At 47.7% G+C, this 24,557-nt stretch carries 22 protein-coding genes and 2 tRNA genes; 18 read left to right on the top strand and 6 right to left on the bottom strand.

Annotation, left to right across the window (positions count from 1 at the left end; genetic code table 11):
* Positions 1 to 208: 208 nt before the first annotated feature.
* The 12 genes from DWX76_RS14295 to proC all read left to right on the top strand — a co-directional run bounded on the left by DWX76_RS14295 (position 209) and on the right by proC (position 14,772).
* Complete coding sequence (locus DWX76_RS14295; protein WP_243022471.1) at positions 209 to 1,171, top strand: hypothetical protein; 963 nt, start codon at positions 209 to 211, stop codon at positions 1,169 to 1,171.
* A gap of 217 nt (positions 1,172 to 1,388) precedes the next feature.
* Positions 1,389 to 3,326, top strand: coding sequence for an HAD-IC family P-type ATPase (locus DWX76_RS06235; RefSeq protein ID WP_243022472.1), 1,938 nt, complete (start codon positions 1,389 to 1,391; stop codon positions 3,324 to 3,326).
* Entirely contained in the window at positions 3,281 to 4,003 is a 723-nt protein-coding gene (locus DWX76_RS14300; RefSeq protein WP_243022473.1) for a cation transporting ATPase C-terminal domain-containing protein, read from the top strand. Before DWX76_RS06235 ends, DWX76_RS14300 begins: the two co-directional genes overlap by 46 nt.
* Positions 4,004 to 4,286: 283 nt before the next feature.
* Positions 4,287 to 6,863: a transglycosylase domain-containing protein gene (locus DWX76_RS06240; protein ID WP_243022474.1), complete on the top strand. Its 2,577-nt coding sequence runs from the start codon at positions 4,287 to 4,289 to the stop codon at positions 6,861 to 6,863.
* 384 nt (positions 6,864 to 7,247) lie between these two features.
* Positions 7,248 to 8,327 (top strand): Gfo/Idh/MocA family protein, encoded by a 1,080-nt coding sequence (locus DWX76_RS06245; protein WP_107001112.1) that lies wholly within the window; start codon positions 7,248 to 7,250, stop codon positions 8,325 to 8,327.
* Between the two features lie 16 nt (positions 8,328 to 8,343).
* A complete protein-coding gene (locus DWX76_RS06250; protein WP_107001111.1) occupies positions 8,344 to 9,060 on the top strand; it encodes a hypothetical protein in 717 nt (238 codons plus the stop codon).
* A 68-nt stretch (positions 9,061 to 9,128) separates the two neighbouring features.
* Complete coding sequence (locus DWX76_RS06255; RefSeq protein ID WP_118467181.1) at positions 9,129 to 9,638, top strand: TRAP transporter small permease; 510 nt, start codon at positions 9,129 to 9,131, stop codon at positions 9,636 to 9,638.
* Positions 9,639 to 9,654: 16 nt separating this feature from the next.
* A complete protein-coding gene (locus DWX76_RS06260) occupies positions 9,655 to 10,935 on the top strand; it encodes a TRAP transporter large permease (protein ID WP_107001109.1) in 1,281 nt (426 codons plus the stop codon).
* A gap of 30 nt (positions 10,936 to 10,965) precedes the next feature.
* Entirely contained in the window at positions 10,966 to 12,024 is a 1,059-nt protein-coding gene (locus DWX76_RS06265; RefSeq protein ID WP_182429743.1) for a TRAP transporter substrate-binding protein, read from the top strand.
* 35 nt (positions 12,025 to 12,059) lie between these two features.
* Complete coding sequence (locus tag DWX76_RS06270; protein ID WP_118522759.1) at positions 12,060 to 13,031, top strand: hypothetical protein; 972 nt, start codon at positions 12,060 to 12,062, stop codon at positions 13,029 to 13,031.
* Positions 13,032 to 13,221: 190 nt separating this feature from the next.
* Positions 13,222 to 13,836, top strand: coding sequence for a GntR family transcriptional regulator (locus DWX76_RS06275; RefSeq protein ID WP_181357223.1), 615 nt, complete (start codon positions 13,222 to 13,224; stop codon positions 13,834 to 13,836).
* Between the two features lie 105 nt (positions 13,837 to 13,941).
* Positions 13,942 to 14,772: a pyrroline-5-carboxylate reductase gene (gene proC / locus DWX76_RS06280; protein WP_107001105.1), complete on the top strand. Its 831-nt coding sequence runs from the start codon at positions 13,942 to 13,944 to the stop codon at positions 14,770 to 14,772.
* 96 nt (positions 14,773 to 14,868) lie between these two features.
* Here proC and DWX76_RS06285 read toward each other — a convergent pair whose 3' ends face one another.
* Both DWX76_RS06285 and DWX76_RS06290 read right to left on the bottom strand, forming a co-directional pair.
* Positions 14,869 to 15,363, bottom strand: coding sequence for a helix-turn-helix domain-containing protein (locus DWX76_RS06285; protein WP_118570322.1), 495 nt, complete (start codon positions 15,361 to 15,363; stop codon positions 14,869 to 14,871).
* Complete coding sequence (locus DWX76_RS06290) at positions 15,360 to 15,776, bottom strand: cupin domain-containing protein (protein WP_118570323.1); 417 nt, start codon at positions 15,774 to 15,776, stop codon at positions 15,360 to 15,362. Before DWX76_RS06290 ends, DWX76_RS06285 begins: the two co-directional genes overlap by 4 nt.
* Positions 15,777 to 15,955: 179 nt before the next feature.
* Here DWX76_RS06290 and DWX76_RS06295 point away from each other — a divergent pair, with 179 nt between their 5' ends.
* The 4 genes from DWX76_RS06295 to DWX76_RS06310 all read left to right on the top strand — a co-directional run bounded on the left by DWX76_RS06295 (position 15,956) and on the right by DWX76_RS06310 (position 20,598).
* Entirely contained in the window at positions 15,956 to 18,343 is a 2,388-nt protein-coding gene (locus DWX76_RS06295; RefSeq protein ID WP_118522755.1) for a glycyl radical protein, read from the top strand.
* Between the two features lie 117 nt (positions 18,344 to 18,460).
* Positions 18,461 to 19,447, top strand: a complete 987-nt coding sequence (locus DWX76_RS06300) for a glycyl-radical enzyme activating protein (protein WP_118570324.1) — start codon at positions 18,461 to 18,463, stop codon at positions 19,445 to 19,447.
* A 211-nt stretch (positions 19,448 to 19,658) separates the two neighbouring features.
* Positions 19,659 to 19,946 carry a DUF2325 domain-containing protein gene (locus DWX76_RS06305; RefSeq protein ID WP_022358490.1) on the top strand — a complete coding sequence of 96 codons (288 nt, stop codon included), beginning with the start codon at positions 19,659 to 19,661 and terminating at the stop codon, positions 19,944 to 19,946.
* A 241-nt stretch (positions 19,947 to 20,187) separates the two neighbouring features.
* Complete coding sequence (locus DWX76_RS06310; protein ID WP_118471928.1) at positions 20,188 to 20,598, top strand: metal-dependent transcriptional regulator; 411 nt, start codon at positions 20,188 to 20,190, stop codon at positions 20,596 to 20,598.
* Between the two features lie 181 nt (positions 20,599 to 20,779).
* Here the strand turns inward: DWX76_RS06310 and DWX76_RS06315 are convergent, their stop codons facing one another.
* From DWX76_RS06315 to DWX76_RS06325, 3 genes are all read right to left on the bottom strand, one after another.
* Complete coding sequence (locus tag DWX76_RS06315) at positions 20,780 to 21,409, bottom strand: DUF4397 domain-containing protein (protein ID WP_022358492.1); 630 nt, start codon at positions 21,407 to 21,409, stop codon at positions 20,780 to 20,782.
* Positions 21,410 to 21,649: 240 nt separating this feature from the next.
* Positions 21,650 to 21,721, bottom strand: a tRNA-Glu gene (locus DWX76_RS06320).
* Between the two features lie 18 nt (positions 21,722 to 21,739).
* Positions 21,740 to 21,813 (bottom strand) — tRNA-Pro (locus DWX76_RS06325).
* Positions 21,814 to 22,130: 317 nt separating this feature from the next.
* Between DWX76_RS06325 and DWX76_RS13925 the strand changes: the two genes are divergently transcribed.
* Complete coding sequence (locus DWX76_RS13925) at positions 22,131 to 22,274, top strand: hypothetical protein (RefSeq protein WP_022358601.1); 144 nt, start codon at positions 22,131 to 22,133, stop codon at positions 22,272 to 22,274.
* 82 nt (positions 22,275 to 22,356) lie between these two features.
* Here DWX76_RS13925 and DWX76_RS06330 read toward each other — a convergent pair whose 3' ends face one another.
* On the bottom strand, positions 22,357 to 23,040 hold the full coding sequence (locus tag DWX76_RS06330; RefSeq protein WP_182426607.1) for a 3D domain-containing protein: 684 nt from the start codon (positions 23,038 to 23,040) through the stop codon (positions 22,357 to 22,359).
* Positions 23,041 to 23,510: 470 nt separating this feature from the next.
* Here DWX76_RS06330 and hrcA point away from each other — a divergent pair, with 470 nt between their 5' ends.
* A complete protein-coding gene (gene hrcA / locus DWX76_RS06335) occupies positions 23,511 to 24,554 on the top strand; it encodes a heat-inducible transcriptional repressor HrcA (RefSeq protein WP_022359494.1) in 1,044 nt (347 codons plus the stop codon).
* Positions 24,555 to 24,557: the final 3 nt, after the last annotated feature.

Raw genomic sequence — 24,557 nt, forward strand, 5'->3', positions numbered from 1 at the left:
CACAAACAGAAGGCCCCGGACGGAAAACGTTCGTTTGGCATTCGTGTGGCAGCCTTTTTTTGTGTAATAGGAAATTGTCGTGAGGCACATTCTTTTTCACTTGCCCGTTTTTCTCTGACATGATACAATAAAGATTGGCGTAAATGTAGAAAATTTGAGAAGAAAACGATTTTGAAAAGGATCGTTTGATAGATGTGAGGGAAAATAGATGGATTATTTACTTTGTATCCCGGCGCGGGAGACAAATACGAGAGAGAATTGTGAGAAAATACATAATGTTCTGGCGCGCATGTCCGATACCTACAAACTGCGGATTGTACCGGAACCGGTTAAGAATAAGCAGTTTCCATGTCCGCCGTATTACAAGAAATACCGGATCTACAAGCCGGTAAAGGAACGCGATACGAACGGAGAGGCATATCTGGAAAAAGAAGAGGAAGAGATGCTCTTGAGTTCCTGCAAGACGGAGGAAGAGCAGGAACTGATGAAAAGCTGTATCTATGCGTACCAGTATTCGGCGGCGATCGTACTTAAAAGCTTCCGGGAGAAGGAAAAGAAAAATAAGATGCAGGTTCGACCTCTTTCGGAGCGGACACAGGCGCCAAGAGGCGTAAGTGGTCCGAATAGGGGAGCACGTCTGGAAACACCGGAAAAAGCCGAAAAGCCGGAACAGGAGCGCAGCGCACAAGAACGTCCGTCTGGCAGCGACAGACCGGAACGATCGGAGAGAAGCTATCGGAACCGTACAGCGGATCGTGCTGCTGAGGGGAATACTGAGCGCACGCAGGGCAGAGAAAGAGCTTGCTCAGAGAGAGAGAGGGCAGCGCGTGTTTCGGGAGCCGAGAGAGCAGCGGACAGACGTAGCGGAAACCGCGCGGTGCCGGAAAATGAGAAAAGGGAAGACCGCCCGGCTTCTGGAAGGCGGGAGCGGTTTGAGCGCCGCCCACCGCGCAGAGGAGAACGGCCAGAAGTGGAGAAAAATGAGGCCGTGAAAGACCCAGTGCAGGGCGAACTTCCGTTCCGCGCTTACATGGAGACAGGAAGCCTCCCGGCGTTCCGGGATACGGCAGCAACGGTGACTGTACAGCCGATACAGCGGAAGAAAGAAGGTTATATGCCGATGGAGCGCAAACCGGCCGCGCAGACGCAGGAGCCGGAACCACAGGTGTAAGGTATGTGACAGAAACAGAACGATAAAATTAAATCATAGAATTTATAGAATGGCATCGAAACAATAAGAGTTCCGATGCCATTTGAGCATCAAACAGGACTATGCTTTCCATTTCTTTATTCCAACCATTCAGTTCTAATCCCCCCTATTTTCCGCATATGAATAAATGCAGTCTGTGAAAAGTACAGAACAGGGACAGAAAAAGGGGGAAATGCGCATGTATGAGAACCGGACGGTGGAAGAGGTGTGCAGGGAGTTTTCGGTCGATTTGCGGACAGGCTTATCGGCAGCGGAAGTGGAGGTGCGGCAGCGCCATTATGGGGAAAATGAGCTGCGGGAAGCACCACCGCGGAGTCTGATTGTGCGCATCGGGGCACAGCTTTGCGACTCCCTGATTTTTGTGTTGTTTGCGGCAGCCGGGATCTCCCTGCTTTTGGGCGAGTACGGCGATGCGGGGGTAATTCTGGCGGTTGTCGTATTAAATGCCACGGTGGGCGTGATTCAGGAGGGGAAGGCGGAGAAAGCGCTCGAATCCTTAAAACGGATGACGCAGCTGGAGGCGGTTGTGATCCGGGAAGGAAAAGAGCGGGAGATTGCCGCGCGGGAGCTGGTGCCGGGGGATCTGGTCGTGCTCGATGCCGGGCGGCAGGTTCCAGCCGACCTGCGTCTTACCGAGACAGCTGAAATGCGGGCAGAAGAATCAGCGCTGACCGGCGAATCGCGGGCGGTTGAGAAAAACAGCCATTTTTTAGCCGCCGGTGCGCTTCCGGTGGCAGAGCGTAAAAATGAGACATTTATGACTTCTTACGTGACGGCAGGGCGGGGAAAGGGAATTGTCATCGCCACCGGCATGAATACGGAGGTAGGGAGGATTGCCTCTCTGATCCGCGAGGCGCCGGAGGAGGAGACACCGTTGCAAAAAAGGCTGTCGGATCTGGGGAAACTATTGAGTATTCTTACGATCGGGCTGTGCGTTTTATTATTTACCCTCGCCGTCTGGCAGAAGCGCGACGTGATGGAAATGCTGCTCACCGCGATTTCCCTGGCGGTAGCTGCCGTGCCGGAGGGGCTTCCGACGACGGTGACGATTGTGCTGGCGCTGGGAGTGACGAAAATGGCGCGGGCTGGCACGATCGTGCGCCGTCTTCCGTCCGTGGAAACACTGGGGGCAGTCAGCGTGGTCTGCTCAGATAAAACGGGGACGCTGACGAAAAATGAGATGACGGTGACGACATGTTATGTAAATCGACAGGAGTATACGGAACAGGAATTGGCGCGCTCTAAGGAAGGAGAAGTGGGAAAACGGCTTCTGGAGGTATTTGCGCTGTGCAGCGATGCCGGGGAGACGGTGGGGGATGCCACCGAGCGGGCGCTGTACGGATTTTGTGAAAACTGTGGTGTTTCTCCGGAGCATCTGCGTCGGAGATATCCGCGGAAAGGGGAGATTCCCTTTGATTCGGATCGGAAGAGAATGACGACGGTGCATGAGCAGGGAGAAAACTGGATTTCTTGTGTAAAAGGGGCACCGGATGTGATTCTTAAAAGGTGTCGTTATGAGATGGAAGAGGACAAAATTGTGCCGCTGACCAGGGAGAGGCGGACAGAGATTGAGGCGGAGATCACGCGTATGTCCGCGCGTGCCCTGCGAGTACTCGCGGGGGCGTATAGGGAGCTTCAAACAGGAAAAATGCCGGAGGAAAAGCGGGAGAAACAGGTGGGACAGCTGGAGCAGAACCTGATATTTCTGGGTCTGGCAGGCATGATGGATCCGCCGAGGGAGGCAGCAGCCGGGGCAGTTGAGGCATTTCGCAGGGCATCTGTGCGGACGGTCATGATCACTGGAGATCATGCAGACACGGCGCTTGCGATCGCCAGGCAGCTGGGGATTGCCAAACGGCGGGAAGAATGCATGACGGGGGCGCAGCTGGAAACGCTGGATGAGGGAGCTCTGGAGGAACGAATCGGTTCTGTATCAGTCTTTGCACGGGTGTCGCCGGAACATAAAGTCCGGATTGTGCGGGCTTTAAAACGCGCCGGGTGCGTGACGGCGATGACCGGGGATGGCGTAAATGATGCGCCGGCGCTTAAATCAGCGATATCGGGATCGCGATGGGAAAAGGCGGCACCGATGTGGCGCGGCAGGCGGCGGATATGATTTTGACGGATGATAATTTTGCGACGATCGAGAGGGCAATTGAGGAAGGGCGCGGCATCTATGAAAATATACGAAAATCTATACTGTTTCTGCTTTCCTCCAATCTGGGGGAGATTTTAACCATGTTTGCCGCCGTTGCTATCGGAATACCGGCGCCGCTGGGAGCCGGGCACATACTTTGGATCAATCTGATTACGGATTCGCTTCCGGCGCTGGCACTCGGCATGGATGGAAACGACCGGGAGAACTTGATGCGTCAGCCGCCGCGCCGGACGGGCGAGTCGCTGTTTGCCGGAGGCGGGTGGTTCTGCATGGTATTTTACGGGTCTCTGATTGCAGCAGTCACGCTGGGGGCATTTTTCAGCAGACAGGAGCTTTTGCGGGCGCAGACGTATGCATTTACCGTTCTGGGACTGTCGGAGCTCTTTCACGCGGTCGGCATGCGCTCGCTCACGGGCTCGGCATTTTCGCGCAGTCTTGGGAAAAATCCGCTGATGCTTGCGGCATTCCTTGTGGGGATTCTGATGCAGGTTGCGGTGACGGAGATTCCTTTTTTGATGAAACTCCTTCACACGGTGCGGCTGCACCCGGCAGAGTGGCTGGCGCTTCTCCTGTTATCCGCCACGCCGTTGTTAGTGCATGAACTTCTAGCATTTCTTTTTCGGAAACGGCGTTGATACAGCGAAAATGCAGTTTACAGATAGGTATTTTTGAAGCCGCGGCAAATTCCGTTACTGAGCACGTATGCGCGAACAGTAACATGCGGCAGGAGATTGAGCAGATTTCGAAAACAGGCTTGTTCTTTTGGACAAAAAAACTTATAATAAAAGGGAGTCCAAGCTGATTTTGTCAGAAAAGTATAAAAAGTTGCTGTCCGCAGACAGGCATTTTTGAAGTCTAAGGTGCCGCATGAAAATAGAATGGAAGCAACCATAGATACATAGGAAGATGAGGGAAGAGATGAGGGAGAAACAGACGAGAGAGGACGCCTCCGGCGTTCGAAAGAAGCCGGTAGCTTCATCCGCACGATCTTCGGGCAGGCGGGGCACCGCAAAGAAAAGCGGGAAAATCGATGTCGGCAAGCAAAAGAAAGCGGGCAAAAATAACAGCCGGAGCGGTGGACAGATCGTGTTCCATGCGATGGCAAGGATCTTTGGAACCATGTTCAAGACGCTTCTGGTGTGTCTGGTACTGCTGGTGATTGGCGGTGCCGGATTTGGCGCATATAAGCTGATTCCACTCTATGAGGACTATAAAAGCCAGATAGAGGGAGTGGTGGAAAACAGTACGCCGGATACGTTCCGTTTGCAGGAGGCAAGTTATATTTATGATTCCAACGGTAATGTGCTGGCGAAGCTGACGGGAGACGAGGATTCCAGTTATTTGAAGTATGACCAGATACCGCAGAATGCAGTCAACGCATTTGTGGCGATCGAGGATCGGACGTTCTGGGAAAATCCAGGCATTGATATAAAAGGTATTTTCCGTGTCGCAGTCAATTACTTTTTGACTGAGGGAGCAGAAAAGCACGGCGCGAGTACGATCACCCAGCAGTTAGCGAGGAACCGTTTTCTGACCCGCGAGGTGTCAATGGAGCGGAAGATCAAGGAGATGCTGATTTCCTTAGATCTGACGAAGAAATACACCAAAGAGCAGATTATGGAGTTCTATATCAATGATATCAGCTTCGCGAATACGTACTACGGGCTTCAGGCGGCTGCAAGAGGTTATTTTGGCAAGGATGCGGATGAATTGTCCTTGAGCCAGACGGCATATTTGTGTGCGATTCCGAACTCGCCGACGTATTACAACCCGTACCGTCATCCGGAAAATGCGCTGACACGCCGCGATAAGATTCTGGAAGATATGCTGAGTATGGGATTTATTACGGAGAAAGCGTGCAAAGAGGCAAAGGCGGAGGAGATCACGGTCAACCGTCAGAGAGTGCCGCTGCACAACTATGAGACGACGTATGCGATCGACTGTGCGATTCGCTATCTGATGCGCCGTGACGGTTTTGAATTCCAGTATGGATTCCGCAGCGACGAGGCTTACAAAGAGTACAATGCCAATTACAACGAGGTGTACAACCAGGAGCGCGATGCGCTCTATACGGGCGGCTATAACCTTTATACCTCGTTGGATCCGGACAAGCAGACGATCCTGCAGGATGCATTAGATGGAGTTCTGTCCTTTGATGGCAATACATCCGAAAACGGCGTTTACAAGCTGCAAGGCGCGTCCACCGTTATTGACAACAAGACGAACCGCGTCGTGGCGATTGTGGGTGGACGCAGTCAGGAGACGGATACCTACACATTAAACCGTGCGTTCCAGAGCCCGAGACAGCCGGGAAGTTCTATCAAACCGTTGATTGTGTATACACCGGCACTGGAAAATGGTTACACATCGGAAACAAGGATTCCGAATATCGATATTGACGCGGCGAAGCAGAAGGGCGTGGATGTGAAGTCCCTTTCCGGCGAGAGGCTGGAGCTTCGAAATGCGGTCGAGCGAAGTAAAAATGGTGTGGCATGGTATATCTATGATGATATCACACCGGATGTCGGCATGGCATATTTAACCCAGATGCGCTTCGCGAGCGTGCAGGCGGCGGACTATTATCCGGCGACCTCCCTGGGCGGCTTTACTACCGGTATGACGACCGAGGAGATGGCGGGCGCTTATGCGGCGCTGTCAGACCGGGGACAGTACCGCGAACCGACCTGTATTATCAAGATGATCAATAACCAGGGCGAAGATATTTTTGAAGATTATGAATCGGTTCAGGTTTACCAGGAGAGCAGCGCCGTGCTGATGACCGATATTTTAAAGGGAGTTGTCACAAAAGGTACGGCGGCGTCGATGGGTTGGAGCGGCAATATAGAGGCGGCCGGAAAGACCGGTACGACCAACGGCAGCCGTGACGGCTGGTTCTGCGGCATGACGCCATATTATACGATGACGGTCTGGGTTGGCTACGACCAGCAGAAGACACTTTCCAGCCTGTACGGCGGCACGTATCCGGCGAAGATCTGGAAAAATGCGATGGAAAAGATGGTAGAGGGGCTTCCGGCGGCGTCCTTTGATACCCCGGAGACGGACAATGGACGCGGAGAAGGAACCTATCTGGCAGGTCATCCGGATGCATTTGAAATCACAACCAGCGGATATACCGCGGCGAATTTCAGAAGGGATCATTTGCTCTCGGATGAGGTGGCGAAGCTTCTGGAGTCTGCAAAGAGCGGCGATTCCGGTCGCAGCAGCAAGGAGTTAAAAGAAGACGCCAGCGCCAAGATCGAGCAGATCAAGAGCGAATCCATCAAAGAGCGGATGCAGCGGATCTACAAGACGGGTACGGCAGGAAAACGGTATTCAGCCCCGGCGGTGGTGCCGGAAACAACTGCCGAGACAGTTGAAGATCCGGCAGAATCTAGCACGACGATCGTGCCGGCAGGACCGGGCAGCGACATCGGACCAGGACACGGTCCGGCGCAGGAACCGGCAGTGGGTCCGGCGGCGGAGATTGGGCAGTAAAGAATTGAAAATGAGAAGAGTCATTTGATGCAGAGACATTAAATGGCTCTTCTTTGTTTTGTAGAAAAGAATTGTTCTATGAAATCTGTTTAAGATTTATGTGGAATCAATGGCGGAAGAATATTTGAATGAGAATAAAATTGACCGATTGTTTATGCAATAAGGGAAATATGGGGGAAAATGGAATGGAAATGTACAATACAATGAAATAAAACATGATAAAAGATCAATACGATTTAAAGTTCGTCAAATAAAATCAGAAAACGACTTGAAAATAAAAAAATAAAGTGCTAATATATCAGTAAGATATCTGAGATATATTAAAGAAATAACAAAGTGCATGTACTAATAAAAGATTAAAAAAGAAAGGAAGGAAAAAAGAGTATGGGCGACAAAATCAGATTTGGTATTATCGGCGGCGGTATGGCAGGTCCGTTAAATGCAGGAGCACTTCGGGATATCCCGGAAGCAGAGGTTGTTGCATTCTGTGACGTGAAAGAGGATGTGGCAAAGGAATTCAGCAAAGAGTACAATATTCCGTCTTATTACACGGATTATAAAGAGATGCTGAAACGAGATGATATCGATGCTGTCTGTGTAGTAACACCTCCATTCCTGCATGAGCAGATGGTTGTGGACTGCGCGAAGGCTGGCAAACACGTAATGTGTGAGAAACCAATTTCTGTCGATTGTAATGCAGCTGACAGGATGATTGCAGCATGTAAAGAAGCGGGCGTTAAATTTGGTGTTATCTTTATGTACCGTTTCATGGATCAGGCTCAGCTGATCAAGAAAGCGCTGGATGAAGGCAAGCTTGGTAAACTTCTTTCGGTTGATTGTTCTGGAAAATGCTTCCGAAGCGATGAATACTATGCTTCCGGTGCATGGAGAGGTACATGGAAAGGTGAGGGCGGCGGTTCCCTGATTAGCCAGACCGTTCATTTTATTGACTTAATGCTTTATTTAGTCGGCGATGTAGAGAGACTGACTGGTAATTATATGACAACCCTGCATCCGGATATTGAAGTAGATGACGTAGCCAACGCAATATTCAAATTTAAGAATGGGGCGTTGGGAAGCCTGGTAAGTAGTAGTGCAGTCCGTCCTGGTTATCCGCGTCACATCGAAATCCATGGTGAAAAAGGTACGATCAAGATTGTGGAAGAAGAGATCGTAGAATGGAAAGTAGAAGGCATGAACGAGGATGATTACCTGACCAAGGTAAAAGTTGACTCTGGTGATACAGCAACGGGTGCTGGCTATGTGGCAACCGAAAATCACAGAAGACAGCTTACTGATTTCATCCATGCGATCAAAGAAGATCGTGAACCGATGGTAGACGGCGTAGAGGGAAGAAGAACACTTGAATTTATCCGTGCGATTTATCAGTCGAGCGACCTTGGTAAAGAAGTGCATTTCCCGATCCAGGAAGATGAAAAATACGGAAAGAAGACAGCTTGGTAATAAGGAGGTATAGATTATGGAAAAGAAGATGTATACAGAGACGTTGGAAAAGGTTCGCAATGATTATGCGGTTCGCAATATTGATAAATTAGAGGCAGCGATCAAAGCCGGTGATATGGAAAAAGCGTTGGAGCTGCACAAATTAAATGTAGAGAAAAAGACAGGATTTCACCATTTCGCAGTTCGCTGGGTAAATCAGACATTACGCAATTTCAAGAAATGGGCACCGGATGAGGCGATCTTTGAATGTATGGAAGACTATGCATTATGGTGCTATCCGCCATGTCTGCAGGACTGGATGGAGAAATATAAAGCGGGTCAGGCTACATATAAAGATTTCCCAATGGAAGATTTCCTGGAGAACCGTGCAGTATTATGGTCTGCTCTTCATGATAACGGCGATCAGATTTGGGAAGAGGATGAGGAGAAGATTACCTTTACACTTCCGCGTTGTAACAGCGGCGGCTGGCTGGTAACCGAATGTCAAGACAAGGTACAGACTTTAGATAAACCGGATCCAAGAGCTTATAATAAGGAAGGATTCCAGTGCTACTGCCTGAACTGTACAACCATGTGGGAGTTTGGTTGGTACAAATGGTTTGGATGGCCATTATTCATTATGGATGTGCCGACTATCGGCAGTGACGGTAAGTGCGTGATGGTTATGTACAAAGATCCGAAAGATATCCCGGATTCTTACTATGAGAAACGCGGCTTGGAGAGAAAGATCTAATGAAAAACCGGCGGCAGTTTCACAGGCTGCCGCCTTTGTAAAAACTATCCAGGAAAGGGGGATACGTTATGAAAGAAAAGGGGAACCCACTTCTCCAGATAATTCGAAATGTAAATGATGCGGTAGTAGTTGTTCTTTTTCTTGCGATGACAATTACGGTTATTATTCAGGTTTTTTTCCGTTTTGTAATACAGAGTCCTCTTAGATGGACCGAAGAATTAGCGAGATATCTGATGATATGGCTGGTATTGATGGCATCGGCGATTGCGATGAGAAATCGTTCTCACCTTCAGGTAGATGTTCTGACATCTGCACTTCCGCAAAAGCCGAAACGCATTTTGACCGCGATTGTAGATCTTTTAACGATTGTTTTCTTATGTATTATGACATATTTCGGGTTCAAAGTAGTACAGTCTACGACGGCTCAGACGTCTCCGGCGATGCAGATTCCGATGGCTTTGATTTACGCGGCATTCCCAACCGGTGGAGCTTTGATGATTATGGAACAGCTCCTTACCTTTATCGAACGCTTAAAAAACAAGAATGCACCGGAAGAACCGAGAGAATTTATAGATTAGTAAAGGAGGCTGCGATATGTTAGGATTTTTATTTATCTGTATTTTGTGTCTGTTTCTAATCGGAGCCCCTATTTTTGTTGCACTCGGAATGGGAACGACACTTTCGATTATGCTTGAGGGAAATTTCCCATTGGTTCTGGTACCGCAGAGAATGTTTGCGGGTCTTGACAGCTGGCCGATCATGGCGATTCCGATGTTCATGCTGGCAGGAAATCTGATGGATCAGGGCGGTATGTCCAAACGGATTGTAGATTTTGCAAGTGCGTCGATCGGCTTTGTAAAAGGAAGTCTGGCGATGGTAGCCGTACTGGCATCCATGATTTTCGCGGCAATTTCCGGTTCAGCAACGGCTGGAACAGCAGCAATCGGTTCGATCATGACGCCTGCATTTAAAGAAAAAGGCTATAACATGAGTTTCGTAACGGTTCTGCTCTCAGCAGCAGGAAGTATCGGACCGATTATTCCGCCAAGTATCTTAATGGTTCTGATTGGATATTCCACAGGTGCATCTGTTGGTCAGTTATTCCTCGGAGGCGCTATTCCTGGAGTTATGATTGGTGTGGCACTGATGGTCTACTCCTATATTCACGCTTCCAGGGGCGGAGATGCATATATCCAGACAACCAAGTTTGATCCGAAAGAAGTACGGAGAACGATGTTTTCTGCACTTCCTGGTTTAGGACTTCCGATTATCATTATCGGTGGTATCATCAGCGGTATCTTTTCTGCAACTGAAGCAGCGGCTGTGGCGGTTGTCTATGGCTTCCTGGTAGGTATGTTTATTTACAAAGAAATTACATTGAAAGATTTACCTGGTATTTTTGTTAAGTCCGCGCAGACAGCGGCTGGCATCATGATTATCACAGGCTGCGCTTATATCTTTGCATGGTTTATCACAGCAAAACAGCTGCCGCAGCTCTTAATCCAGGTTATGAATACATTCATCACAAGTAAGACTGCATTCCTTATTTTCTTAAATATTGCGCTGTTCTTAGTTGGAATGTTTATGGAAAGTTTCTCTGCAATTATCGTTTTAATGCCGATCTTATTCCCGGTAGCAACCGCTTATGGAATCGACCCGATTCACTTTGGTGTTATTGTCTGCATCAACCTGGCGATTGGATACGTAACACCGCCTTATGGAGCAACTTTATTCGTTGCCTGTGGATTGACCGGCAAGAGTGTAAGAGAGGTATTCCCGTTTGTAATTCCTACGATTCTTGCAATGTTAGTTGTACTGATTATTGTTACATATCTCCCGCAGACCTATTTATGGCTGCCGCAGTTAATGGGATAAAAAGATGAAATGAAAGGAGGATTTATTGTTATGAAGAAAAATGTGAAACGGTTTGTAAGCATGACGATGGCGATGCTGGTGGCAGCTGGTTCTCTGGCAGGATGTGGAGGAGGCGGCAGCGCTTCCACAGGAGAGTCCGCAAAGGCAGCGGCTAATACAGGCGGTTCATCCAGTGGTGCGGTGACCGTAAAGGTTTCCTTATCACAGGCAGCAACCGAACCTCCGGTAAAAGCAGCGGAGTATTTTAAAGAGATTGTGGAAGAGCGCTCCAATGGCGAAATTAAAGTAGAAGTATATCCGGATAACCAGCTTGGCAACGAGCGAGATGTCATTGAGGGTATGCAGCTTGGCACTGTAGAGATGGCGATGACGTCGGTAGCGCCGTTCTCCAGCTTTGTTCCATCTGTTAATATATTCTGCCTTCCGTTCCTCTGGAGAGATAAGGAACATATGTATTCCGTTCTGGACTCTGACGAGATTGGAATGTCCTATAGCGGTGACTGTGAGGAGAAAGGCTTCCATCTGATGGGCTTCCTGGATTTGGGAACCAGACATATCATGACAACGCAGAAGACGATCAACAGCATCGAAGATTTAAAGAACCTCAAGATCCGTACCATGGAAAATCAGGTACAGCTGGATTCCTTTACCGCATTCGGCGCAAGCCCGCTGCCGATGGCATACGGCGAATTATACACAGCGCTGCAGCAGAACATCATTGACGGTGCAGAAGCGGCCAATACAAACTATTATTCCAAGAAGTTTTATGAGGCAGCGCCGCACTGGGCAATGGTTGGATGGACCAACGACTTAGGTATCTGCGTAGTTGCTAAGAATTTCTATGATTCTCTTTCGGACGAGCACAAACAGATTATCGATGAGTGCACCAAAGAAATGATCGATAAAGAGAGAGAACTTTATACAGCATCTGAGGATGAGTGTTTGGAACTGTTAAAGGGAGAGGGCATCGAAATCACAGAGCCGGATCGCGAACCATTTATCGAAGCAGCACAGAGCGTATATGATCAGTGGGGCGATAAAGTAGGCGGAAGAGATAAAATTGACGCAATCGTTAATTATGGAAAATAAAATGTGTTCAGTGACAGAGAAAGGCAAAGGTGTATATGGGATTTGATTATCAAAGTTTTTTGAATGACAAGATTTTTGAAGAATTAAACAAGATAAAAGCCTTTTCTCCGGAGGTTGTTGAGCAGGAAGCGGCGGCGCGAAAAAAACCGGGATTTCCGCATGATAAGCTGGTATTTGCGGCAGCGGATCACAATGCCAGAATGATCAATGAGTACAAAGGAAATCCGATTGGTTTAAGTAATAGGCGGGAGTATTTATCCCGCCTGGTGCGGATGCTGCAGAGTGACCAGATTGATGGAATCGAGGCGACACCGGATATTATTGAAGATTTATTTATCCTCAATAAATTGCAGCGGGAACGTGGAGAAAAGGCGTTTCTGGATGGGAAGATGCTGGTTGGCACTGTGAACCGGGGCGGTCTGAAAAATACAGTATGGGAGATGGACGATATGCCGTCCTGTTATACAGTCGATCGCCTAGTGAAACTTCGGATGGACGGTGTAAAGTTTATGATCCGTCTGAATCCGATGGATGAGCGAAGCAAATATACGGTTCGGTACTGTGCAGAAGCTGTCAATGCAGCAGAGTCAGCTGGTCTTCCAATTTTTATCGAGGCGCTGTATGTAGAAACGACGGAAACGGGGTTTACGATGAAGACGGATTCAGAGAGTCTGTGTAAGGTAGTCGGCGTGGTAGGCGCTCTTGGCTGCCGTGCATCCGGCAAATGGATTGAAGTTCCGCTGAATCATGAATATGCAGTTCCGACGGCGGCGACCACCTGTCCGGTGCTGGTAGTTCCAGACGAGGTAAAGAGTGAGCCGATTGAGGTTGTAGAAGAGTACACGAAAGAGATCGGAATCAGCAGCAATATCCGCGGAATCTTGCTGGGACGAAATGTTATGTACAATGAATCGGATCCGCTTCCAATCGCGGAAGCGATCGCGGATATCTGGCATAAGGGCGGCAACGCGGAAGAAAATTACAAGCGATGCGTCGAAAAATTATAAGAAAAAATAGGGTATATCAGGTTACTGGGCATGTATGTGTGAACAGTAACTATATCAGAAACGGGGTATATACAAAAGTCTAATTGAATTTGATCCTTATTTGCGCTATTATAAAAATAAGCGTTCCTGTAGACTAAAAGAAGTTGGATGCAAATCGCAGATTTGTTCTACAAGAAAGATGGGGGAAACAATGCGAGTTAGTGATGTGGCATACGAGAAGATTAAGATGATGATTATTACAGCCAGACTTCGCCCCGGACAGACATTAGTAGAGGCTGAATTGATGGAAGAGCTGGGGATGGGACGAACTCCCATCCGTGAGGCACTGAATCGACTGGCATGGGAAAACTTTGTGAAAATTGTCCCGAGACAATGTATTATGGTAAATGAGATTTCCTTATATGAAGTGGAATCGATTTATCAGATGAGATTTGCTCTGTCTCCACTTGAATCAGAGCTTGCTGCTATGAATCGGACGGAAGAAGATTTAAAGCGGCTGAAAGACAGCCTGGAAGTCCTGAGAGAGGAGACAGATGCGGAAGAAAGAGTTCTTTTGGATCGAGCATTTCATAGAATTATTTCTTCTATGACTAGGAATCCGTTTCTTGAGCGGGAGATGAATAATTATCAGGATTTGAGTATTCGTCTTCTGTTTTTAAACCGGATTAATTTATCTTCGATTGATGATATGGATATTGGACATCATGAGGAAATTTATCGTTGTCTTCAGGAGAGAGATGTAGATAAATTGATATCGGTTCAGAAAGCGCATGTTCAGGCATTTAAAGAAAAATTTATCCGCTGAGAGCGGGAACTTCCCTTCGCTGAAAGGCGAAGGGAAATATAAGCCACATAAGATATATTTGAAGTATATTACTAACTCGGACTTTAAGTTGAAAGGAGACCAGCTATGAAAAAAATTGCTTTTATTGGAAGTGGAACTATGGGTACAGCTCTTGCAACGGCAGCCTGCAAGGGAATTGATCCATCGGAAGTTGTGATTACAGATGTGGTTACAGAAAAAGGACAGAAATTAGCGGACGAGCTGGGATGCAACTTTGTTGAGACCAATGGAGAAGCGATCAAGGCAGCTCATTATGTTGTGTTCTGTGTAAAACCGCAGTTTTTAAAGAGTGTTCTGGAAGAGGTGAAACCGGTCTTTGCGGCATGTGCAGAAGAAGGGCAGGAAAAAATTATCGTTTCGATTGTAGCGGGTGTTGAGGTTTCAACCTATATGAAAGAATTAGAGTTAGAAGGAAAGAATGTTCCGGTTATCCGTATTCTCCCGAATACAGCCTGCTTGATTGGAAAAGGTTTTATCCTGATCGAACAGGGCGACAGCTACACGAAGGAACAGGAGGACGAATTCCGGTATATTCTACGTGAAGCCGGTGGATTTGACAGCCTTCCGGCCTCCCAGTTTGTGGCAGGCACAGTATTAACATCTACATCCCCGGCGTTTATCGCAATGTTTGCTAATTCTCTGGCAGACGGCGGCGTTTACAATGGTCTTTTACGTTATCAGGCGAGAAGATATGCACTGGAAGGAATCCTTGGAACCGTGCAGCTGTTTTTACAGAGCGAAAAGCATCTTGAGAATTTAAAAGATGATGTGTGTTCTCCGGCTGGTCCGGCGATGATCGGTGTGAAGACACTGGAAGACCGTGGGTTCCGCAGCAGCGTGATCAATGCGGTTGTCGATGCTTATAAACGATTTGATGAAATTGGAAAATTAAAATAATCGTTGCATCATCCTGAAAAAGCCCCCCTTTATATTTTTATACCACCTTAACAGCCGGTCGGTTTCCCTGATGAAGAGAAGCCGACCGGTTTCCCATTAACTGCTTGGGATATCTGGTTTTGATAAGTGCTGTTTCCGGTACTGTGCCGGTGTGCAGCCAATGATCCGTTTGAATGTGGCGATGTAATTGCTGACCTGGTTGTATCCGACCAGTCCGGCAATCTGTGAGATGGGCAGATCGCGGTGAAGGAGGGAAACACTGGTCTGGATGCGGTAATTAGTTAAATATCCATAGGGAGTTGTGTGAAGAATATTTTGAAAAATCCGGCAGCATTCTCCGACGCTGATATTGGCTGATGCAGCCAGGTCTGAGAGCTGTAAATCATCTGCGTAATGTGCATAGATGAACAGGAGAATGGATTGCAGGCGCTGCTGGCGCAGGAGGTTAATAGAGGTAGAATTCCCACTGCTGTGAAAATTGGAAATCAGCAGATTCCACATCGAGGCAATCTTAATGCAGATAGAATATTCCTTGCCTTTAACCTGATTGGAAAGAAATAAATCGGTTATTTTTTTGTGCAGTCCGATCAACTCTTTTTGCCATTCGGATTCCGGGTGAATAGAGAAAGCGGAGAATTTCCCACCGGCGGTATAGGGCAGGACGTAGTCTGATCCATGCGGCTTCCAGGAAAAAAGGCAAGAAGGCGGTAAGGAAAATTGAGGCTCGCATAGGAGCCGTCTTCCGACATCTGTGTGACGGCATGAATCAGGGAGGTGTTGACGAAAATCAGATCTCCAGCCTGTCCGGGCAGAGAAAGATTATCTACCTGCATTGTCAATGTTCCGCTTAGTACGAGGGTAAACTGCAGCTCATCATGCCAGTGGAAGTCGCGCAGCCAGCGTCCCGGCGGCTGCATGGAATGAATATCAGAATAGTAGACATTGACCGGAAAATCTTGATCTTGATAGTGGTTGATTTCCTGTAACTGGGAAGTAGATTTCAAAGGATCCCTTCTTTCTATAAAAATTCAATATGTTAAGATTTTGGTATTTTTAGTTATTGATATTGTACCATTTCCACATAAGAATTGCTATACTTTTAAACGAAAAGAGATTTATAGCAGGTACTAAAAAAATAAATCCCACAGAATGGGAATGTGAGAAAAAAATAGGAGGAAATCAGATGGCAGCAATCGAAAGAAAACCATACATGGATCGGATTGACCGATTAAAACAGAGAGTATTAAAGACCAAGCCAGAGATGGATCTGGAAAATGCAATTATCCTGACAAAGGGCTTCCAGGAATCAGAGGGGCAGCCGCTGTGCATCCGGAAAGCATATGCATTTAAGAAACAGTGCCTGGAGAAAACTGTAAAAATCTGGGGGGATGAGCTGATTGTCGGCAATGCCGGAAGCAAGCAGCGCGGCGGTATTTTAAGTGTCGATACCTGCTGGTCGGTTCTGGATGAGGAGCTGGATACCATCAGTACCCGTCCATATGACCCATTCTATCTGCGCCCAGAGGATCGGAAGGCATTTGAGGAGATCATCCGCCCGTACTGGAAGGGACGTTCCACGTATGAGCAGTGGCTGGTACAATGCCCAGATTTTGCGGCAACCTTACGTGACTGCGGTGCTCTTTACATCAACCGTAAATCGGTTCGTGGCTGGGGCGAGACGACTGCGGGTTATTCCAGAGTCATTAAAGAAGGCATGGAGGGAATCAAGGCGCATATCCATAAAGTGCTTGATACACTTGATATTACCCGTCCGGGTGACTATGAGAAGATTGAATACCTGAAAGCGATGGAGCTGGCAGCTGACGGTATCTCCGCATTGGGACACCGCTATGCGGCAGAGGCGAGAAAGCTGGCAGAGGCAGAGCCGGATGAGAAGCGCAGAAAAGAACTGTTACAGATTGCAGAGACCTGCGATCAGGTTCCGGAAAAACCGGCGCGTACCTTCCGCGAGGCGATTCAGTCGATGTATATTTACCAGACCTGTATTTTCATGGAGCAGAATGCAGCAAGCTACAACCCGGGACGTATGGATCAGTATCTTTACCCATTTTATAAGGCAGATATCGAGGCTGGCCGTTTGACAGAGGAAGAGGCGCAGGAACTTTTGGACTGCTTATGGGTTAAATTCTCTGAGCAGTGCCTGTTCCAGGATCAGGTAACCGCACAGTTTTCCGCCGGTTACCCAATGTTCCAGAACGTATGCTGCGGCGGTGTGGATGAGCGCGGCATGGACGCAGTCAATGACGTGTCGTACCTGATTTTGCAGGCAACCGCAGAAGTACAGTTATATCAGCCGTCCCTGTCTGTCCGCTACAATATGGCGAAGAATCCGAGCAGCTTCTTAAAGAAGATTGCAGAGGTTATCAAGCTTGGAACCGGTTTCCCGGCATTCCACAACGATGAAGTTGGTATCGAGATGCTCCTGAACAAGGGAATCCCGTTAAAAGAAGCATATAACTGGAATCCATGCGGCTGTGTAGAGACGAACCTGGAAGGAAAACAGAGATGCTACACCGCATATGCAGACTTCAACTTAGGTTCTGCGGTTGAATTTGCCCTGTTAAACGGTAAGAGCCGTAAATATGGCATTCAGGCATCTGAGGCGACCGGCGATCCGACTGCCTTTAACACCTACGAAGAGTTTGAAGAGGCAGTCAAAGAGCAGATCCGCTATGAACTTCGCGGAACCGTGGCTTCCAGCCATGTATGCGATGACATTGGCTTCCAGAGGGTCGTTCCGGCACTTTCCCTTTCCTTCTATGAGTGCGTAGAGAATGCGAAAGATTACGCATGGGGCGGTGCGAAATATAACCTTGGAAATGGTATTGATGCGATCGGCGTAGCAGACCTGATCAACAGCCTGATTGCAGTAAAGAAACTTGTATTTGATGAGAAAAAAGTAACGATGCAGCGTCTTCTGGATGCACTGGATGCAAACTTTGTGGGTTATGAGGATGTCAAGAAGATGTGTGATGAAGCTCCGAAGTACGGCAATGATGACGACGAAGTAAACGAGCTGACCGGTGATATGTTCTGTTTTATCGCGGACTATATCGAGTCGTTCCACAGCAAATTCGGCAAGATGACGCCAGGCATTCTTCCGGTATCTGGAAATACTCCGTTTGGTCTGGAGGTCGGTGCACTTCCGTCCGGACGTCTGGCTTGGAAACCGTTAGCAGACGGCGTATCTCCGAACCAGGGAACCGATACCGAGGGCATGGGCGCTGTATTGAAATCCATTTCCCACATTCCGCATGGCCGTTTCAATCAGGGAACCCTGCTGAACGTAAAGATGGATACGGTATTCCGCGACAGCCCGAACTCGACAAAAGAACTGATGAACTACCTGCGGAGTCTCTGCTCCCTGGGCGTATTCCACACACAGTTCAATGTCATCGATACGGAGACCTTAAAAGAAGCACAGAAGCATCCGGAGGATTACAACGGACTGCTGGTACGTGTAGCTGGTTATACAGCATATTTTACAGAGCTTGGAAAAGAAGTACAGGACGATATCATTTCCAGAACTTCACATTCCAATATCTGCTAGGAAAAAGAGTGAAATCTGCCGTGTTTTATAAAAAATGCGGCAAATCAGCTACCGGGGATGTGCATCATGCGCGGTGGCGGGCAGCAGGCAAGGTGTACTTGACAGGAGGAACAGCGTATGGAATTAAAAGCAAATATTCTTCGGATTGAGCGGTTATCCCTCTCCGATGGGAAGGGGATGCGGACGGTTGTATTTTTTAAGGGCTGTCCCCTGCGCTGTGCCTGGTGTTCGACACCGGAGTCGCAGTCGGGGCAGCGGGAAGTCTACTATATGAAAGAGCGCTGCACCGGATGCGGTGCCTGCATCCAGGTCTGTCCGGAACAGGCACTTCGCCGGAGCGAAAAAACGGGAGAGATCGTGAGGGATCACAGCCGCTGTAAACAGTGCTTTCAGTGTGTGGATGCCTGCAATTACCGGGCACAGCAGATCTATGGCAAGGAGATGACCGTAAAAGAAGTAATGCGCGAGATCCAGAAGGATGAGATGTTTTTCTTCTATTCTGGTGGTGGAGTGACACTTTCAGGAGGTGATCTGTTCTGTCAGACGGATTTTGCGGAAGCACTGCTGGAGGCCTGTGATGACGCCTGCATCAATGCGGCGGCAGAGTTAGATATGTTTACTTCGTTTGAAAATGTGAAACGGATCGTGCCGCATCTGCAGATGTTTTATGTGGATGTGAAAACGATGGATCCGGAAAAGCATAAAAAATGGACGGGGCAGGATAATGCCTGTATTCTGGAAAATATCCGCAAAGCCGATGCGATCTGCGCGCCGCATTCGATTCATGTCCGTGTGCCGCTGGTAGAAGGAGTCAATGATGATGTGGAAAATATTCGGAAAACGGCGCAGTTATGTCAGGAACTTAAAAATTGTCAGGAATTGGAATTTCTGCCATATCATAGACTGGGGCTTCATGCATACCGGCAGCTGGGAAGAAACTATCAATTAGAAGAACATGCGTCGATGAGCCGTTGGGATGTGTATCAGAAAATGGGATTTCTGTGCGAAACGGATTGGATGTTTGATATAGCGATATCAGGATTGGAGGTGTATAAAGCTGGAATAGGAAAAACGGGAGTAACAGAGGAGGTGTTAAAAGCGTAAAATACGATAAAAATTAGTATTGGATAAAAATGGATAATGGGAAAATGCGTACCGTGTGAGATAAGGTTGGTTGGTGAAAAATAGTCTTGCACGGTACGTTTATTTCTATGAATTTTCTATGAATTTCAATTTTCCTCTGGACAAACAAGACAAGTTAGTGTATACTAACTTCATCAGCAGTTAGACAGAGCTAACTTTCGGAGGATAAGATATGAGTGTTGTAATTGTAGGTGGTCATGACCGCATGGTCAGCCAGTACGTGAAAATCTGCAAATCATTTAACTGTAAGGCAAAGGTATTTACACAGATGACGGCGGATTTCGGCAAACAGATCGGAGCGCCGGATCTGCTTGTACTTTTTACAAGCACCGTTTCCCATAAAATGATTCGGACGGCGGTTGATGGTGCAAAGGGAAGCCGGACAGAAGTTGTCCGCTGCCACACCAGCAGCAAAACCGCGTTGGAAGAAATTTTGCAGGAACACTGTGCAGCTTGCTGACGTATTTAAATGCGAAGCCACGGCAAATTCCGTTACTGGGCACGTATGCGTGAACAGTAACTCCGTCGGTTTCTGGAAACGATAGATTGATTTCGATATGGTTTGAAATATTCTTCCAAATATGGTATTCTAGTATATAGTATTATGGTAACTGGTCGGCAGTTTGGGAAGACTATTCTGCGGGAGACGGGAAGGCACGAAGCCAGGCCGGTTATGTGTTAGAAGTTTGGAGGGAATCACTTTGAAAATACAGCAGTCAGCAGAGGATTATCTGGAAACGATTCTTATGTTAAGCTATCGCAAGCCGATGATCCGTTCGATCGATGTAGTCAATGAGCTGGGGTATTCAAAACCAAGCGTCAGCGTTGCGATGAAGAATCTTCGTGAAAACGGTTATATTTCGATGGATCATGAGGGATATATCACTCTGGAGCCGTCGGGACGGAAGATCGCGGAGATGATTTATGAGCGTCATACATTACTGACAAAGCTTTTGGTAGCGTTGGATGTGCCAAGAGAGGTGGCAGTGGAAGATGCCTGCCGCATTGAACATGTGATCAGCCCGCAGAGTTTTGAGGCAATCAAAGAATTTGCAGCCGCGCATCTGGCAAAGATCGAGAAAGCAAACCGGGCAGATGAGCCGGAAAAATAGATGGCTGTTTAAGATTCGGACAGTTATATTCTCATCATAAATTTATAATTGCAGAGGACACGGAAGAGAGACCGCACGCGTGAACGTGGCGGTCTCTTTTTCATAGGAAATTACGTCCTATGAAAAAAACGCTCCGCGGGATGTGCACTCGCGTGAAGAAGGTTTTCTCAAATAAAAGCGATCAGGCGTTGAGCATCTGCACCGAAAAATCATTAAAAGTACCCAGAACCGCCAGCGTGTAGCTGTAACCGCTGCGAAGCCGGATATTCGTATTGACGATGGCGAAGCCCGGATTGGTCCGGCGGTAGACGGTCAGCTGGTAGATGCCGGGGATGATGTGCATGTAGCGCGTATAATTCATGTAATCCAGATCAGATACGACCAGACGTCCGTTCAGGTAGATATCGATCGGTTCGCGGATGGAGGCGGCATTGTAGAAACGCAGGTGCGCGATCTCCGACGAGGTGGAAAAGAACGGCGAGAGAATGCCCCAGGTCCAGAGCGCGCCATTTGGAGATGGCTTCCAGTTGGAACCGCCGCAGTTTATGCAGCCACCGGTGTTCGGGCTGCCATGATTATTGGACGGCAGGCTGGGCATCACATCCCCGTATGGTCCGAAGCCCGGAGATACCTGAAGATCATTGGATGAGCTGTCCGGATATGTTAAGATAACAGGAGGCTGAGAACTAAATCCAGACTGTGCCGTATCACTGGTTCCAGCTGCTGCCGCATCCGTCTCCGGTGCCGCCGCCGGAGTCGTGTCAGCATCCCCCTCAGGCACTGCTGCTGCATCGTAGTTGTATGTTTCCATAAAAAGATACCTCTTTTCATATTGGCTATATTGCAGTATATGAAGAAGAAAAAAGGAGAGTTACTATTTGCAGGCAGGAATTTTTTGGACTGAAAATCCTGTTCGATACTGTAGAAAAGCGTATTTTGCCGATCTGGAATGCAGAGCATCGGCAAAATTCAGTTATAGTTTACATGATTTGGTGAAAGGTCAAGAATGAAGAAAATAAAAAAGAGACTCGAATCTCGAATCTCTTTCCAGTGACCTGTCCGGGAATCGAACCCGGGTTTACGCCGTGAGAGGGCGTCGTCTTGACCGCTTGACCAACAGGCCATATTTAATTTTATTCAATCGAGGCGACGTGATTCGAACACGCGACCTCTGCGTCCCGAACGCAGCGCTCTACCAAACTGAGCCACGCCTCGATATGATTTTCTCGCTTTTGAAGCGGTGCTCATCAGCGACTCCTATATACTATCACGCCTTCAAAAAAAATGCAAGCGTTTTTTTGAAAAAAATTGAAAAAGTTTTAAAAAATTGAAAAAACCCTTTAAAATCAATATTTTCACGCCTTTAACTTATATTTCGAAATTATTATGAATAACGTAAGAAAGCGAAAGGATGATTAAAGTCCTGCTAAGGATGCGCCGAAACTCTTTTCATTTTGGATAAAAAGAATAAAATGGGGAACAAAGCATAGTGAGCTTGCATTGAAAAATGAATGAGTCAGGAGGAATTAAGTATGAACATCATCGCAGCCATCTTATTTGGAATATATGGAGTGATCGGAGGCGTGAGTACCGTCGTATGTACCGTAAGCATTCCGGGTATCATTATTTGGAAAATTTACCGGAAAACGAAATATCATAAGGCGCTGACGGATTAAGGAAAATAAGGATTATAAAAAGGGGCTTGCAGGTGAAGAATTTTCTACCTGCAAGACCCTTTTTTGCTTAAAATCAATGTAATTATCGGACAATATAGACATCGGCGCTTCTCTTTCCATACTGCAGTGCCTGACTGTGGGAATTGAAGAAGATGTCCAGTTTGTTTCCGCGGATGCCGCTGCCGCTGTCTTCGACGGTATAGACAACGCCGTTGATGCGGAGTTTAGTTCCGAGCGGGAATACGCGCAAGTCGGCGGAAATAGTATGTCCTGCCTGCGGAATGGTTCCGGATTTAGTGCGGTTCTTTCCACCACGGCAGCATCTGCGGCAGCTGCAGTAAGCAGTTGTCGTAAAACGTCCGGCGTAGATTTCAGCAGGTGCCTCTGCTTCCTGTGCCTCGGCAGCAGCATTTGTGTCAGTATTTTCAGTCATTGCAGCTTCGTCAGCGTTCTCTGCCTCCACCTGTGCAGACTCATTTGAAAATGCAGCGACTTCTGCCTCGGAAGCGTTCGTGTCAGCCGCTTCTTCCGCAGCAGCGTTTGTCTGCTTTCTAATCAGCTCCGGATCGGAAGCCGGACCAGATGGTGTCTGGGCTGCTTCGGTGGAAGTGCCGTTTGTTTCTTCACCGGCTGCCGCATCTATTTGGGAGACAAGCTCGGTTCCGGCATCTGTGGCTGCCAGTGTATTCATGGTGCCTGCCATGAGACAGACCAGGCTCATTGCCGTTGTGGCAAGTCCGCGCCGCATGGTGTTCATCATATTCATCAAATAAAAACCTCTCATTTCAATTTAGATTCATTTGTCTCACCGCAACGATTGTGTATCTCACAAATATTGCAATGCGTTTACAAATGTTATAATTTATTACTATTATATTACAAAAATGTTAAATGTCAAGCCGGAGAGCCGGAAATAGGGCTCTGGGAGCGGTCGGAGGTTCGACAAGTCGAAAACTTGTTCGAACGCAAACAGGAAAGCGGGTAAGGGAGTTTCTACCTATAGAAAGTGTGAAAATCAGCGTGCCTAAAAACAGGGTATGCAGAATGGAAAATTTTATTCGAAAAAAGAAGAAAAAATTTTTTTTAAAAACCGAAAAAAATCATTGACAAATACTTGCGTAAGTAATATAGTATGAACTGTAGATATTAGCACTCTGATAGATTGAGTGCTAACAGAAAACTTCCAGAGCGGGTTTAAGAGACCGGCGGAAGCGGATGCACGGAAGGAGAGATTGGATGGAACTGGATGAGAGAAAAGAAAAGATTTTGAAAGCGATTATCCAGAACTATCTGGAGACCGGAGAGCCGGTTGGTTCCAGAACGATCTCCAAGTATTCCGATTTGAAACTCAGTTCGGCGACGATTCGAAATGAGATGTCGGATCTGGAAGAACTGGGATATATCATTCAGCCGCACACATCGGCAGGCCGGATTCCTTCAGATAAAGGATATCGTTTCTATGTGGATCAGTTGATTCATGAGAAAGAGACGGAGGTCACGCAGGTGCGTGATATGGTCATCCAGAGAGTGGATCGGGTGGAGCTTCTGTTAAAGCAGATGGCAAAGCTTTTGGCGAGCAATACGAATTATGCGACGCTGATCAGCGGACCGCAGTATCACCAGACGAAGATCAAGTTTATACAGCTTTCCAGAGTGGAAGCCGGGAAACTCCTGATTGTCACTGTTTTAGAAGGCAACATTATCAAGAACTCGATTGTGACACTTGATGCGGAACTGACCGATGAGGACATCCTGAATCTGAATATTCTTTTAAATAGCGGTCTCAACGGATTGACGATGGAGCAGATTAATCTGGATGTCATTACCCGGATGAAAGGGCAGGCAGGCGAGCGCAGCCACATCGTGGATGTGGTACTAAGCGAGGTGGCCGAGGCGATTCGTTCCGGCGAGGAAGATTTACAGATTTACACCGAAGGTACGACGAACATTTTCAAATATCCGGAACTGAGCGATGGCGCGAAAGCCAGCCAGCTCATCGGGACACTGGAGCAGAAAGACCTCTGGAGAGAGATTCTTACTGAGGACGATGCGGACAGCGATAAGAAAAATGAGATTCAGGTCTACATCGGAAGTGAGACACAGGTGCAGTCGATGAAGGACTGCAGTATCGTTACTGCCAATTATGAATTGGGGGACGGACTTCGGGGAACGATAGGAATCGTTGGACCGAAACGAATGGATTATGACAAAGTTGTATCGACCCTGCGCTCATTAAAGAGCCAGCTCGATCAGACATTCAATCATAAAGATACCGAGTAGCAC

It is taken from the genome of Clostridium sp. AF21-20LB (assembly GCF_003478795.1).
Classification (GTDB): Bacteria; Bacillota; Clostridia; order Lachnospirales; family Lachnospiraceae; genus Otoolea; species Otoolea fessa.

Bases quoted from the DNA above. Each gene is read 5' to 3' on its own strand.
- hrcA (WP_022359494.1), top strand. From the start codon at position 23,511: ATGGAACTGGATGAGAGAAAAGAAAAGATTTTGAAAGCGATTATCCAG.
- DWX76_RS06300 (WP_118570324.1), top strand. From the start codon at position 18,461: ATGGAATTAAAAGCAAATATTCTTCGGATTGAGCGGTTATCCCTCTCC.
- proC (WP_107001105.1), top strand. From the start codon at position 13,942: ATGAAAAAAATTGCTTTTATTGGAAGTGGAACTATGGGTACAGCTCTT.
- DWX76_RS06255 (WP_118467181.1), top strand. From the start codon at position 9,129: ATGAAAGAAAAGGGGAACCCACTTCTCCAGATAATTCGAAATGTAAAT.
- DWX76_RS14300 (WP_243022473.1), top strand. From the start codon at position 3,281: ATGGGAAAAGGCGGCACCGATGTGGCGCGGCAGGCGGCGGATATGATT.
- DWX76_RS06330 (WP_182426607.1), bottom strand. From the start codon at position 23,040: ATGAATATGATGAACACCATGCGGCGCGGACTTGCCACAACGGCAATG.
- DWX76_RS06240 (WP_243022474.1), top strand. From the start codon at position 4,287: ATGAGGGAGAAACAGACGAGAGAGGACGCCTCCGGCGTTCGAAAGAAG.
- DWX76_RS06250 (WP_107001111.1), top strand. From the start codon at position 8,344: ATGGAAAAGAAGATGTATACAGAGACGTTGGAAAAGGTTCGCAATGAT.
- DWX76_RS13925 (WP_022358601.1), top strand. From the start codon at position 22,131: ATGAACATCATCGCAGCCATCTTATTTGGAATATATGGAGTGATCGGA.
- DWX76_RS06295 (WP_118522755.1), top strand. From the start codon at position 15,956: ATGGCAGCAATCGAAAGAAAACCATACATGGATCGGATTGACCGATTA.
- DWX76_RS06265 (WP_182429743.1), top strand. From the start codon at position 10,966: ATGAAGAAAAATGTGAAACGGTTTGTAAGCATGACGATGGCGATGCTG.
- DWX76_RS14295 (WP_243022471.1), top strand. From the start codon at position 209: ATGGATTATTTACTTTGTATCCCGGCGCGGGAGACAAATACGAGAGAG.
- DWX76_RS06275 (WP_181357223.1), top strand. From the start codon at position 13,222: ATGCGAGTTAGTGATGTGGCATACGAGAAGATTAAGATGATGATTATT.
- DWX76_RS06315 (WP_022358492.1), bottom strand. From the start codon at position 21,409: ATGGAAACATACAACTACGATGCAGCAGCAGTGCCTGAGGGGGATGCT.
- DWX76_RS06235 (WP_243022472.1), top strand. From the start codon at position 1,389: ATGTATGAGAACCGGACGGTGGAAGAGGTGTGCAGGGAGTTTTCGGTC.
- DWX76_RS06270 (WP_118522759.1), top strand. From the start codon at position 12,060: ATGGGATTTGATTATCAAAGTTTTTTGAATGACAAGATTTTTGAAGAA.
- DWX76_RS06245 (WP_107001112.1), top strand. From the start codon at position 7,248: ATGGGCGACAAAATCAGATTTGGTATTATCGGCGGCGGTATGGCAGGT.
- DWX76_RS06260 (WP_107001109.1), top strand. From the start codon at position 9,655: ATGTTAGGATTTTTATTTATCTGTATTTTGTGTCTGTTTCTAATCGGA.
- DWX76_RS06305 (WP_022358490.1), top strand. From the start codon at position 19,659: ATGAGTGTTGTAATTGTAGGTGGTCATGACCGCATGGTCAGCCAGTAC.